We start from the raw sequence: 13,383 nt of genomic DNA on the forward strand, positions 1-13,383 counted from the left end.
ATTTTCAGGCAATGAAAAGTGCTAGAGCGGTTCAGCTTTTAACGGAGCGCAGAGCCGCTCTATCCTCTTGGTTTTACGCAATCCCGGCAAAACCGCTTCGCGCTTTGCCTGGAATTGCTCTATTCCCAGCCGACCATGCGCTGATAGAGCGCATAGACCGGATCGGCGGCAGGGCCTGGCTGATAGGCCGAAGGTTCGGCGTCGATCATCCTTGGCGTCCGCCGCTCGGGTGTTGCGGCGGTTTCTTCAGCGTCGGGCTCGGCATCCTCGCCGCCGGACTGCGCCTGCTGCTGATCCTCGGACGCGTCGTCGCGGTGGTGCTGATGCTGGTGGTGCGTTTCGCCTGCCTTCTCGTTCGACGGTGTATCCTTGGCGAACTGGTAGGGCAGCTGGCTATAGGCAAATCCCTCCGGCATCCTTGCCGCCAACGGCACATAGGAAGCCTCGACCGTCTCGGGAACCGGCATCATCTGCGGTTGCGCGGAGATTTCTTTCGGCTGACGGGCAGCCGCGGTCTCGATATCCATCTGCGACGGACGGAGCGCTGCGGACTGGCGAGGATCGGGTGCTGTGAATTCGGTCGGCTGCCTGGTCAAGGTTTCGGTCGCATCGCTGATGACGGCGTCGTCGAGGATTGTATCGATCTCCACTGCCGCCTCGACGGGAACATCCTCAAGCACGGTTTCGATGTCCTGCTCGCGGATGATGGTGGCGATCATTTCGGAGACTTCTTCGGTCATGGAGGCGGCAATTCCTGCCCAGTTCCTGGGAATGACAGGGTCAACCTTTTCCGACATCGCACGGGGTTGAATGGCAGCCGGCTCCGGCGTTTCCGGCGTATCGTCGGCCGCTGTGGCTTCCGCCGGCAAGGGTTGCTCGGCTTCGATCTCCTGCGGCGCAGATTTTTCCGGGGCGATCTCCCTTGCCGTCGCTGGGGCGGATTGAGCCCGGTTTTCAGCCTTCGGCGTTTCCAGATCATCAGTTTCCACGGCTTCGGCGATGACCGCTTCTTCGGCGGTCGCCGGAGCTGCGGCCTCGATCAGCGAATCGGCCGGCACGGGCTTGTCCGTCGGCTGGCGCAAGGCGGCAGGCAGGCTGTCCTCATGCAGCCGGATTTCGGGCAGCTGGATTTCGGGGCGGGCTTCGGCGCGCATCGGCGAGGCGTCGTTCTGGCGATAGGAGCGCACGACGGCGCGGGCGGCGAGATCGCGATCCTTGTAGCGAACGATTTCCAGATAGGCGACGATGCGGGCGGCTTCCGGGCCTGTCGGGTTTTTCAGAGCTTCGGCAATGGTCCGCAGCGGCAGACCGTGGCCTTGCGCGGTCAGCTGGCGCTCGACCTCGTCGATCCTGGCGGTTGGCAGCCGCCGGATGGCATCGGCGAGCCGCGAGGCGAAGGCAAGATTGCTCTCGTCCTCGCCACGATCCAGCGAGATCGAGCGGCCTGCCGCATCGATGACATCGAAAAGGGCTTCGACCATGCGCTCGCGCGCCGCAAGGAGCAGAATATTGAGCTTGCCGGCAATGGCGGAATTGAGGTCTGAGGCTTCGACGGCGTTGACAGGCGCGGGGGCGATCACCGAGTGGCTGAGACCACTGGCGACGATCGCCGCTGTCTGACCCTGGGACGAAAAGCTTGCATTGGACGCTGCACGAACGGGAGTCAACATGGCATGCTCCTTTCGTAAAGTGACGATGAAAGCAGGCTCTAGAAAAGGACCGCGCTCATCCGGTCCCCTTGCATCCCAGCAGATCCTCCTATCCGCATGACGCAGTTCCGGCGTCATCGAAATGCATAAAAATTAACGGGAATGTTAATAAACAGGCGTTAATGAATCGCTAACGGCCGCAGACAAGTCTGCCGCCCGGTTACTAGCAAACGCAGAATGAAGGCAATTCGCTCAGCTGTGGGCGAAGATATCGGCCTCTTCCCAGCCGAGCAGGTCGAGCTTGGCGCGGGTCGGCAGGAATTCGAAGCAGGCCGTCGCATGATCATAGCGGCCGTCGCGGATCAGGCGTTCCGTCAGCTTATCGCGCAACGCATGCAGATAAAGCACATCGGAGGCGGCATATTCGAGCTGGGCCGGAGACAGCCTCTCGGCCGCCCAATCGGAAGATTGCTGCGCCTTGGAGACGTCGACGTCGAGCATCTCCTTGAGATTGTCCTTGAGGCCGTGGCGATCCGTATAGGTCCGGATCAGGCGCGAGGCGATCTTGGTGCAGAAAACCGGGGTCGTCGTGACGCCGAAAGTATGGAAGAGCACGGCAATATCGAAGCGGCCGTAATGAAAGATCTTCTGATGGGTGGGGTCTTCGAGCAGGGCGACGAGATTGGGCGCCTCTTTCTGACCGGCGGCGATGCGGATGATATCGGCGGTGCCGTCACCCGGCGAAAGCTGGACGACGCAGAGCCGATCGCGGCGCGGCACCAGGCCGAGCGTTTCGGTGTCGATCGCAATCGCGCCGGTGTAGCGGGCTACGTCGGCCGCGGAAATATCGCCTTCGTGATAACGTATGGTGGCCGCCATGAGACAATCTTTCGTTCGAATGCATCCCCTACAGCGCGGCGCGTCTTTTCGAGAGCCGCAAAGGACGCTGTAGCACTTTGAATGGCTGCATAATTTTATCCTCAAATCGATTCCGACTTAAGGAATTGTGCAGCAGCGCTATAGCGCAAAGGCGCAGAGTGCGAAACCGCTTTCCTGCTGCTAGAGCGCCGTGCGTCCTCTTGGACGGACATAGGACACTCTCGCTCTTTTAATCTCCGCATCAGAATGTCGGCGGCGTATTGATCCAGAGAAGTACGGTTTCGCCATCGTGTCGGTTGCGCCAGGAATGATCGCGGCGGCTTTCGAAATAAAGTGAATCACCAGGCCCGAGATCGAAGAACTGATCGCCGTCGAGCACCAGTTCGAGCCGGCCGGACAAGACATGCATGAATTCCTCGCCCTCGTGGCGATAGGCGCCCTCGCTGGCAGCCCCGGGCGCCAGCACGAAACGATGGCAGTCCATCATCCTGCGGCCTTCGGCGAGAAGCTGCACCGCGACACCCGGCGTCGTTTCCGGCCACTTGCGCCATTCGCCGGCGCGCACCAGCACCGGTACCTCCCCGCTTTCTTCACCCGAGAGGCGGGAGACGGTGGTGCCGTAATACTCTGCCAGATCGTGCAGCGTCTTGAAGCTGACGCCCTGCGAAGTGCGCTCCAGCGTCGAGAGCGTCGACGAGGTGACGCCGATGACGCCGGCCACCTGATCGAGGGTCTTGCCGCTCGCATGGCGCAGGCTGCGCAGCTTGCGGCCGAGGCCGGTATCCTGGCTTGCCTCGGCGCCATCGGCGGAAGGTTCCTCGCTCTCCAACGCCTCGCGGATTGCCGCGGGATTGAGCCCGCGCTCGACACGATACCAGGAGATGCGCTTCAGCCGCGCCACATCGTCGGCGCTGTATTGCCGATGGCCGGTTTCGGAACGACCGGGAACCACCAGACCCTGGCTTTCCCAGAGACGCAGCGTCGAGGCCGAAACGCCCGCCAGCCGCGCGGCTTCCGCCACCTTGTAGCGTACAGGCCCATTATCGTTCATCCGAAACTATCTCCGATTCCAATCGCCCCAGAACCTTCATCAAAAAGCGTGATGTTTGAAGCAAAAAAAGCCGCTTGATTTATTGCAGGAAAAATGTAGGAACTTTCTACACATCTTGCAGAACTTATGCAAGATAGTTCTAAAGCCCCTTTTCAGCGCAGGAGCGCATCGATGAACGCGATCAACCTTACGGATCGGAAGAATGCTGCTATTTCACGCGGCGTCGGCATGACGACCCAGATTTATGCGGATCGTGCAGAGAATGCCGAGATCTGGGACAAGGAGGGCCGCCGTTACATCGATTTCGCCGCCGGCATCGCCGTTCTCAATACCGGCCACCGCCACCCCCGGGTCATCGCAGCGGTCAAGGATCAGCTCGACCGCTTCACCCATACCTGCCATCAGGTGGTGCCCTATGAAAGCTACGTGCACCTTGCCGAACGGCTGAACGCGCTGCTGCCTGGTGATTTCGAGAAGAAGACGATTTTCGTTACGACGGGCGCCGAAGCGGTTGAGAACGCCGTCAAGATCGCGCGTGCCGCAACCGGCCGCTCGGCCGTCATCGCCTTTGGCGGCGGCTTCCATGGCCGCACCTTCATGGGCATGGCGCTGACCGGCAAAGTCGTGCCCTACAAGGTCGGCTTCGGCGCGATGCCGGGCGACGTGTTCCACGTTCCGTTCCCGATCGAGCTGCACGGCGTCACCGCCGATCAGTCGCTGGCGGCGCTGAAGAAGCTCTTCGCCGCCGATGTCGATCCGCAGCGCGTCGCGGCCATCATCATCGAGCCGGTACAGGGCGAAGGCGGTTTTTACTCCGCACCTGCCGCCTTCATGAAGGCGCTGCGCGAGCTCTGCGACCAGCACGGCATCCTGCTGATCGCCGACGAGGTGCAGACCGGTTTTGCCCGCACCGGCAGGATGTTCGCGATGGATCATCACGAGGTGGCGCCCGACCTGACGACGATGGCAAAGAGCCTGGCCGGCGGCTTTCCGCTCGCCGCTGTCACCGGCCGCGCCGCGATCATGGATGCGCCGGGACCGGGCGGGCTCGGCGGCACCTATGGCGGCAATCCGCTCGGGATCGCCGCCGCCCACGCCGTGCTCGACGTCATTGCCGACGAAGATCTCTGCAACCGCGCCAACCAGCTTGGCGGACGGCTGAAGCAGCGGCTGGAATCATTGCGCGAGACGGTGCCCGAGATCGTCGAAATCCGCGGACCGGGCTTTATGAACGCCGTCGAATTCAACGACCGGACGACGGGACTGCCGAGTGCGGAATTTGCCAACCGGGTGCGGCTGATCGCGCTCGACAAGGGTCTGATCCTGCTCACCTGCGGCGTCCACGGAAACGTCATCCGCTTCCTCGCGCCGATCACCATCCAGGACGAGATCTTCGGCGAAGCGCTCGATATTCTCGAGGCCTCCATGCTGCAAGCAAGCGCGGCCAAGTGATCGCACCCGAACTGGATTTCAATGGCTGCCGGCAACCGGCAGCCGCACTCCCAAGGAGGATATGACATGGCTTTCACCAGCGCACTGACCAAGCACGTTCGCTTCTCCTCGCCCTTGCTGCGCGATGCCGGCTATATTGACGGCGTCTGGACATCAGGCGATGCCACGAAGACTTTCGACGTGCTGAACCCGGCAACCGGCGAGCTGCTCGCCTCGCTGCCCGATATGGGTGCGGCGGAGACGCGGACGGCAATCGATGCGGCCCATGCCGCCCAGCCGGCCTGGGCGGCCCGTCCGGCCAAGGAGCGAAGCGCGATCCTGCGCAAATGGTTCGACCTGATGGTTGCCAATGCCGACGAACTCGCCGCGATCCTGACCGCCGAAATGGGCAAGCCGTTCCCGGAAGCGCGCGGCGAGATCCTTTATGCCGCGGCCTATATCGAATGGTACGCAGAAGAAGCCAAGCGCATCTACGGCGAGACGATCCCCGCGCCTTCCGACGACAAGCGGATGATCGTCATCCGGCAGCCGGTCGGCGTCGTCGGCACGATCACGCCGTGGAATTTCCCGGCGGCGATGATCACCCGCAAGATCGCCCCGGCGCTTGCCGTCGGCTGCACCGTGGTCTCGAAGCCCGCCGAACAGACGCCGCTGACGGCGATCGCGCTTGCCGTGCTCGCCGAGCAGGCCGGCATTCCGGCCGGCGTCTTCAACGTCATCGTCGGGGTCGACGGTCCGGCGATCGGCCGCGAGCTCTGCGGCAATGAAAAGGTGCGCAAGATCAGCTTCACCGGTTCGACGGAGGTCGGCCGTATCCTGATGCGGCAGTGCGCCGACCAGATCAAGAAGGTGAGCCTGGAGCTCGGCGGCAACGCGCCCTTCATCGTCTTCGACGATGCCGATCTGGACGCTGCCGTCGAAGGTGCCATCGCCTCCAAATACCGCAATGCCGGCCAGACCTGCGTCTGTGCCAACCGCCTCTATGTCCAGTCGAACGTCTATGACGCCTTTGCCGCCAAGCTTGCCGCCAAGGTCGCCGAGATGTGGGTCGGCGACGGCTTCAAGCCGGGTGTCGTCATCGGGCCGCTGATCGACGCGCAAGGCCTTGCCAAGGTGGAAGACCATGTCAGCGACGCGCTTGCCAAGGGCGCCAAGGTGCTGACCGGCGGCAAGCGCATCGACGGCGCCGGCACCTTCTTCACGCCGACGGTGCTGACCGGCGTTGCGCGCGGCATGAAGGTGGCGCGCGAGGAGACCTTCGGGCCGGTGGCGCCGCTCTTTCGTTTCGACACGGTCGAGGATGTCATCAACCAAGCCAACGACACGGAGTTCGGCCTCGCCGCCTATTTCTACGCCGGCGATCTGAAGAAGGTCTGGCGGGTGGCGGAAGCGCTGGAATACGGGATGATCGGCATCAATACCGGCCTGATGTCATCCGAGACGGCACCCTTCGGCGGTATCAAGCAATCCGGCCTCGGCCGCGAAGGCTCGCGGCACGGCGCCGACGACTATCTGGAAATGAAATATCTCTGCATTGGCGGCGTCTGATCCGTCATCACTCGGTACAAGAAGCACGCGGCATTCGGCCGCGTGCCATCAATAATGCGGCGGTCGGGTGATCCCGGGGGGGTCCAGCGACTGCTCCTCCAGCGACAGGAAGCGTTCAGTCAGCCGATCGAGCTTGGTGCGCATCTGCTCGACCGTCTTCCATTGCTCGGCGAGCTGATCGGAGAGCTCCTCGATCGTCTTTGCCTGGTGGGCCAGCGTTTCTTCCAGCCTGGTGATGCGGTTCGTCTCGTCGGACATCGATCCTCCTTTGCCGAAACCGGCAGAACAGATGGTTCTCCCAAAGCGGAAATAGGCCGCCGCGTCAATGCTTTCCATGCCCGGCGCGGCCACGCGCAAAACTGTACCGTTTGGTTACTAAAAGACCTTGCCGCGCCTGATGTTGTGGGGTAGGCCGTTATCCATCAGGGAGGAATACTGATGGATGCAGAAAACGGCTTTCTTCATCCGGACCGGCTTTTTCCGGCTGATCCGGCAACACGGACCATCGCGCGAGACCTCTACGAGACGGTGCGCAATCTTCCGATCGTCAGCCCGCACGGGCATACCGAACCCTCCTGGTTTGCGGACGACAAACCCTTCGAAGACGCGGCCTCGCTGCTGGTCATTCCCGATCACTATCTCTTCCGCATGCTGCACAGCGTCGGCGTCACCTTGGACGAGCTCGGCGTTCCGCGGCTCGACGGCAAACCGGTGGCAACGGGACGGGCGATCTGGCGGACCTTTGCCGCGCATTATCATCTTTTCCGCGGGACGCCTTCGAGCCTCTGGGTCGACCACGCCATGTCGGCCGTGCTCGGTTGCACCGAGCCGCTGACATCAGACAATGCCGATGCGCTCTACGACCATATCAATGCCCAGCTTGCCCTTCCCGAATTCCACCCGCGGGCGCTGCATCAGCGATTCGGCATCGAAACGATCGCGACCACGGATGGGGCGCTCGACCCGCTGGCGCATCACCAGAAGTTGGCGGCCGACGGCTGGATCGGCAAGGTGCGCACCACCTACAGGCCGGACAGTGTCACCGATCCCGATGCCGTCGGCTTCCGCGACAATCTCATCAAGTTCGGAGAGATCACCGGCACTGAGGTCACGCGCTGGGACGGCCTGATCGAGGCGCATCGGCGTCGGCGTGCCTATTTCCGCCAGTTCGGCGCCACCGCGACCGATCACGGCGTGCCCACGGCCTTCACCGCCGATCTGCCGCTTGCGGAAAAACAGGCGCTGCTCGACAAGGCGCTGAAGGGTCCGCTTTCGGCCGAGGATGCCGAGCTCTTCCGCGGCCAGATGATGACCGAGATGGCCGGACTTTCGGCCGAGGACGGCATGGTGATGCAGATCCATGCCGGCTCGAGACGCAATACCGACAGCGGACTTTTTGCGGCCCGCGGCCCCAATATGGGCGCCGATATCCCCACACCCACGGACTGGGTCGGCGGCTTGAATGCGCTGCTATCAAAATATGGTCACGCACCAGGTTTGCGTGTACTGCTCTTCACGCTCGACGAGACGACCTATGCACGCGAGCTGGCGCCGATGGTCGGCCATTGGCCCTGCCTGATGATCGGCCCGCCCTGGTGGTTCCACGACAGCCCGCTCGGCATCCGCCGTTACCTCGACCAGGTCGTCGAGACGGCGGGTTTTGCCAATATGGCGGGTTTCAACGACGATACGCGCGCGCTGCTATCGATCCCGGCCCGGCATGACGTCTGGCGCCGCGAAGTCTGCCGCTTCCTTGCCCAGCTCGTCGCCGAGCACCGGATTTCCAAGCGAGAAGCCGAGATCGTCGCAGGCGAGCTCTCCTATGGCAATGCAAAGAAGGCCTACAAGCTGTGACCGAACGACTACGGACCCTTTCCGGCCTCGCCCCGACGGCGAAGCTTCCCGCCTATGACCGCAGCCGGCTGAAAAGCGGCATCCTGCATCTGGGTCCAGGCGCCTTCTTCCGCGCGCATTTCGCGCCGTTTACGGATGCAGCACTTGCCGCAGAGGGCGGAGACTGGGGTATCGAGGTGGCGAGCCTGCGCACGGCCGATGTCGCCGATCACCTGAACGAACAGGACGGCCTCTATACGATGCTGATCCGCGATACGTCGGGCACGGTGGCGCAGGTGATTGGTCCCATTCTGCGGGCGCATGTGGCGACCCGTAATCCGTCAGGACTGCTCGATCGGCTGGAAGATCCCGCGATCCGCATCGTCAGCCTGACGGTGACGGAAAAGGCCTATGGCATGGATACCGCGACGGGAGGGCTCGACCTCAACCATGCCGATGTGGCGGCCGACCTTGCCAACCGCCATGCGCCGCGCGGCGTCATCGGCTATCTGGTCGAGGGACTTTCCCGGCGCCGGGTCAAGGGCGTTCCACCTTTCACGCCGCTCAGCTGCGACAATCTTCCGAGTAACGGCGCCGTTCTGAAACGGCTGGTTCTCGATTTTGCCGAACGCGTCGATCCTTCGCTTCGTCAGTGGATCGAGGAAAATGTGCCCTTCCCTTCGACTATGGTCGATCGCATCACGCCTGCCAGCACCGAGGCGACCTACCAGGATGCCGAACGGCTGACCGGACGGCAGGATCTGGCGGCGATCGAGACCGAACCTTTCACGCAATGGGTGATCGAGGATCATTTCGCCAACGGCCGGCCGGCCTGGGACAAGGCCGGCGCACTGATGGTCACCGATGTCTCGGCCTACGAAAAAATGAAGCTGCGGATGCTGAACGGCGCGCATTCGCTGCTCGCCTATCTCGGTTATATCGGCGGCTATGAATTCATCCGCGACGTAATGGACGATGCAGCCCTGGCGGCCCTTGCCTACCGCCACATGCATGCGGCCGCGCGTACGCTCGATCCGGTGCCGGGCATAGATCTCGATGACTATGCCAGCGAATTGATAGCGCGCTTTGCAAACAAGGCGATCGCACATCGCACCTATCAGATCGCCATGGACGGCACGCAGAAACTGCCGCAGCGGCTGCTGGAGCCGGCAAGCGAGGCGCTGGCGCATGGCGATAGGGCAGAGACCTATGCGATCGCTGTTGCCGCGTGGATGCGTTATGCGATCGGCGAGCACGGCAACGGCGAGCGCTACGAATTGCGCGACCCCCGTGCTGGCGAAGTCGCCGCTCTCATCGCCGATATCCCGCGCACCGGCCTGGCGATCTCGGCGGCTCTCTTCACCCTTCCCGGACTTTTCCCGGCGGCTTTGACAGGCCACCGAGCCTGGACGCAGGATGTGGCTGACAAGCTGGAGATCCTGATCCAGGACGACCGGCTGCCGCTCTTTTAGGAGGTGGGCAGCCGCTACGCCTTCACCCGCGCCATATCCGGATCATAGAGCGGCGACAGCGAGACCTTGCAGGGGATGCGTTCCCGCGCGACGTCAAGCTCGTAGGTGCCGGCGAGGACGAAATCCTCGGTCACGCCGTCGGGATTGCGGACGTAGCCGTAGCCGATCGGTTTGCCCAGCGTATAACCGAAGCCGCCGCTCGACAGCCAGCCGACGCGCTTGCCGTCGCGATAGATCGTTTCGCGGCCGAGCAGTACGGCATCGGCATCCTCGGGAACGAAGCAGGCGAGGCGCTTCTTGACGCCTCCCGAAAGTTGCCGCTCGATCGCCTCACGGCCGCGGAAGGCAATGCTCTTCCGCATCTTCACCGCCCAACCGAGACCGGCTTCAACAGGCGTATGGTCGGGACCGATATCCGACCCCCAGGCGCGATAACCCTTTTCCAGGCGGCAGCTCTCGATGGCGCGATAGCCGGCATTGACGAGGCCGAGCTCACCGCCAGCGGCCATCAGCACGTCATAGACCGTGGTCGCATATTCAACGGGAATATGCAGCTCGTAACCGAGTTCGCCGACATAGGTGATGCGCAGCGCCCGCACCGGGCAGCCTGCAATGCCGATGGTTCTGACCTTGCCGAAGGGGAAGGCCGCATTCGAGACGTCGCTACCCGTCACCTTTTCCAGCACGGCGCGGGAATTCGGCCCCATCAGCGACAGCACGGAATAGGCGGATGTGACGTCGACCAGCTCGGCATGCATCTCCGCCGGGATATTGCGTGCGATCCAGTCGAAGTCGTGGGTGGCGAAGCCGGTACCGGTGACGATGTAATATTCGTTCTCGGCGATGCGGGCGACCGTCACGTCGCATTCGATGCCGCCCTTGTCGTTCAGCATCTGCGTGTAGATGAGCGATCCCACCGGCCTTGCGACATCGTTGGAGGCGATCCAGGACAGCGCTGCCTCGGCATCCCTGCCCTTCAGCACGAATTTGGCAAAGGAGGTCTGGTCGAAGATGACGGCCGCCTCGCGCACCGCCTTGTGCTCGCGGCCGACGGCGTCGAACCAGTTCTGCCTGGTGTAGCTGTAGATATCCTTCGGCTCCTCGTTGGCGAAGAGATCGGCAAACCAGTTCGGCCGTTCCCAGCCGAGCTTTTCGCCGAAACAGGCGCCCTGCGCCTTCAGCCGGTCATAGAGCGGCGATTTACGGCAGGGGCGGCCGCTCGAATGTTCCTCGAACGGCCAGGCCATGGTGTAATGTTTGCCGTAGGCTTCGAGCGTGCGTGTCCGGACCCAGTCGGTATCGAAATGCGGCCGGCCGAAACGGCGGATATCGACCGGCCAGAGATCATAGGGTGGCTCGCCCTTCGTCACCCATTCGGCAAGCGCCATGCCGGCGCCACCGGCCGAGGCGATGCCGAAGGCGTTGAAACCGGCGCCGACAAAGAAATTCTTCAGCTCCGGCGCTTCGCCGAGAATGAAGTTGCCATCCGGCGTGAAGCTTTCCGGGCCGTTCAGCAGCTGCTTGACGCCGACATTCTCCAGCGCCGGAACGCGGCCGAGCGCCTGTTCCATGATCTGCTCGAAATGGTCGAAATTGCTGTCCAGAAGGCTGTAGTGGAAACCGTCGGGGATGCCGTTTTTCGCCCAGGGAATGGGATTCGGCTCGTAGCCGCCCATGACGATGCCGCCGACCTCTTCCTTGTAGTACGTCAGGCGATCGGGATCGCGCAGCGTCGGCAGGTTGGAGGGCACGCCGAAGGATTCGGTGATGATGTATTGATGCTCGACCGAGACCAGCGGCACGTTGACGCCGAAGCGGGCGGCGAAGGCGCGCGTCCATTGGCCGGCACAGACGACGACGCGCTCGCATTCGATACGCCCTTGCGCCGTAATCACGGCCCGAATTCTCCCTTTGTCGATTTCAAGGTCGAGGACTTCGGTATCCTCGAAGATCGAAACGCCTGACATGCGGGCGCCCTTTGCCAGCGCCTGGGTGATGTCGGAGGGATTGGCCTGGCCGTCGGTCGGGAGGAAGGCAGCGCCGACGAGATCGTCCACAGTCATCAGCGGCCAGAGATCGAAGGCTTCCTGCGGGGTCAGCAATTGCATTTCGAGGCCGAAGGATTGCGCGGTGGTCGCTTGGCGCCTGACCTCGGTCCAGCGTTCTTCATTGCAAGCAAGGCGCAGGCCGCCATTCATCTTCCAGCCAGTGCCGAGGCCCGTTTCCTCTTCCAGCCGCTTGTAGAGATCGACGGAATAGCCAAGAAGCTGGGTGATGTTGGCGCTGGTGCGCAGCTGGCCGACGAGGCCGGCGGCATGGAAGGTGGTGCCCGAGGTAAGCTTTTTGCGCTCCAGCAGCACGGTATCGGTCCAGCCGAGCTTGCCGAGATGATAGGCTGTCGAGCAGCCGATGATGCCGCCGCCGATGACCACGGCTTTCGCCGTCTTCGGTAATTCCTTCGTCATTTATTGGTCCTGTTCAAAGGCTTGATAGGCGCGCTCGAAGCGCGCGAGATTTTCGGCCGTATAGCCGGCGTAATCGAAATCGATGCTGGAATGAATTTCCGAAATCATGCTCCAGAGCGTCTCGCGCAGCAGCGAGGCGCATTTCATCGCGGTGTAGCGCCTGTTGAGATCATCGGTCAGCGGCCGGTCGAAATAGGTCTCCAGCATCGCGCGCTCGGCCGCTAGCGAGAGCTCGTTGTTGGAGGCCAATCCGCCAAGATCGAAAAGCGGCGTGTTGAAGCCGGCATAGTCCCAGTCGATCAGCCAGAGCCGCTTGCCGTCATCGAGAAAGTTGGCGGCCAGCAGGTCGTTGTGGCCGAAGGCGATCTCGAAAGGCCCTGCCGCTTCTTCCAGCGTCTCAGCCCGGCCGACGAGCCCCGGGAGCAGAGGAAGATAACTGCTCGCCGACGCCTTCAGATTGGCGGCGTAATCTCGGATGACGTGGAAGACCCAGAAGATCATCGCCTGGCCGCGGAAATGCAGGGCGATGTCGCGATGGCAGGCGCGCACCAGCGGCAAGACGCGGGCGAGCATTTGCGGCGTCCTGATATCCTCCGGCGAAAGCGCCCGCGCCTCGATATATTCGAGCACCAGCACGCCCGGCGAATGATGGATGACGGCAGGCGATATGCCGGCGGCATGCGCCGCGCGGCTTGCGGCAAGCTCGTTCTGCCTGTTAATGTGATGGATCGGAATATCGGTGCCGAGCCTGACCACGCAGCGCGCGACAGCATCGCTGACCAGATAGTTCCTGTTGGTGATGCCGCCTGCTATCGGCGAGATTGCGATCGGCCCCTGCCAGATGCCAAGCGCATGAATCCTATCTTCAGGCGTCATGCTCAACCCCCAGAGCATGATGCCGAAAAGTGTGAGCGGTTTTCGGACGACATCATGCTCTAACTATATAATGTAGAACAGGATTCAGATTTTGGGCCGACCCGGCCTAAAATCATCCTGTTCTAGCGGCCCCTCGTGAAATGATGGGCTAGAGGAGG

10 protein-coding genes are annotated in these 13,383 nt (G+C 62.5%); 4 read left to right on the forward strand and 6 right to left on the reverse strand.

The features are described 5' to 3' along the window. Window positions 1–119 precede the first annotated feature (119 nt). The 3 genes from OLZ32_RS33970 to OLZ32_RS33980 form a co-directional block, all read right to left on the reverse strand. Window positions 120–1,670, reverse strand: a complete 1,551-nt coding sequence (locus OLZ32_RS33970) for a hypothetical protein (RefSeq protein ID WP_264424710.1) — start codon at window positions 1,668–1,670, stop codon at window positions 120–122. 231 nt (window positions 1,671–1,901) lie between these two features. Then, entirely contained in the window at window positions 1,902–2,528 is a 627-nt protein-coding gene (locus OLZ32_RS33975) for a ribonuclease D (protein ID WP_003544278.1), read from the reverse strand. Between the two features lie 241 nt (window positions 2,529–2,769). Then, window positions 2,770–3,579 (reverse strand): MerR family transcriptional regulator, encoded by an 810-nt coding sequence (locus OLZ32_RS33980; protein WP_003544277.1) that lies wholly within the window; start codon window positions 3,577–3,579, stop codon window positions 2,770–2,772. A 171-nt stretch (window positions 3,580–3,750) separates the two neighbouring features. Between OLZ32_RS33980 and OLZ32_RS33985 the strand changes: the two genes are divergently transcribed. Together OLZ32_RS33985 and OLZ32_RS33990 are read left to right on the forward strand one after the other, a co-directional pair. Continuing rightward, window positions 3,751–5,031 carry a 4-aminobutyrate--2-oxoglutarate transaminase gene (locus tag OLZ32_RS33985; protein WP_264424712.1) on the forward strand — a complete coding sequence of 427 codons (1,281 nt, stop codon included), beginning with the start codon at window positions 3,751–3,753 and terminating at the stop codon, window positions 5,029–5,031. A 66-nt stretch (window positions 5,032–5,097) separates the two neighbouring features. Then, on the forward strand, window positions 5,098–6,579 hold the full coding sequence (locus OLZ32_RS33990) for an NAD-dependent succinate-semialdehyde dehydrogenase (RefSeq protein ID WP_264424714.1): 1,482 nt from the start codon (window positions 5,098–5,100) through the stop codon (window positions 6,577–6,579). A gap of 48 nt (window positions 6,580–6,627) precedes the next feature. Here the strand turns inward: OLZ32_RS33990 and OLZ32_RS33995 are convergent, their stop codons facing one another. After that, window positions 6,628–6,837, reverse strand: a complete 210-nt coding sequence (locus OLZ32_RS33995; RefSeq protein WP_264398691.1) for a SlyX family protein — start codon at window positions 6,835–6,837, stop codon at window positions 6,628–6,630. A 180-nt stretch (window positions 6,838–7,017) separates the two neighbouring features. Here OLZ32_RS33995 and uxaC point away from each other — a divergent pair, with 180 nt between their 5' ends. Then, the gene (gene uxaC / locus OLZ32_RS34000; protein WP_264424716.1) at window positions 7,018–8,433 is read left to right on the forward strand and encodes a glucuronate isomerase; all 1,416 of its coding nucleotides are present in this window, start codon (window positions 7,018–7,020) and stop codon (window positions 8,431–8,433) included. Then, entirely contained in the window at window positions 8,430–9,884 is a 1,455-nt protein-coding gene (locus OLZ32_RS34005) for a mannitol dehydrogenase family protein (RefSeq protein WP_264424719.1), read from the forward strand. Before uxaC ends, OLZ32_RS34005 begins: the two co-directional genes overlap by 4 nt. A 14-nt stretch (window positions 9,885–9,898) precedes the next feature. On the opposite strand, the gene OLZ32_RS34010 is transcribed toward OLZ32_RS34005, so the two are convergent. Then, the gene (locus OLZ32_RS34010; protein ID WP_003544265.1) at window positions 9,899–12,349 is read right to left on the reverse strand and encodes a GcvT family protein; all 2,451 of its coding nucleotides are present in this window, start codon (window positions 12,347–12,349) and stop codon (window positions 9,899–9,901) included. Beyond that, complete coding sequence (locus tag OLZ32_RS34015; protein WP_003544264.1) at window positions 12,350–13,225, reverse strand: phosphotransferase; 876 nt, start codon at window positions 13,223–13,225, stop codon at window positions 12,350–12,352. It lies immediately after the preceding gene. Window positions 13,226–13,383 lie beyond the last annotated feature (158 nt).

Source organism: Rhizobium acaciae (assembly GCF_025941625.1).
Classification (GTDB): Bacteria; Pseudomonadota; Alphaproteobacteria; order Rhizobiales; family Rhizobiaceae; genus Rhizobium; species Rhizobium acaciae.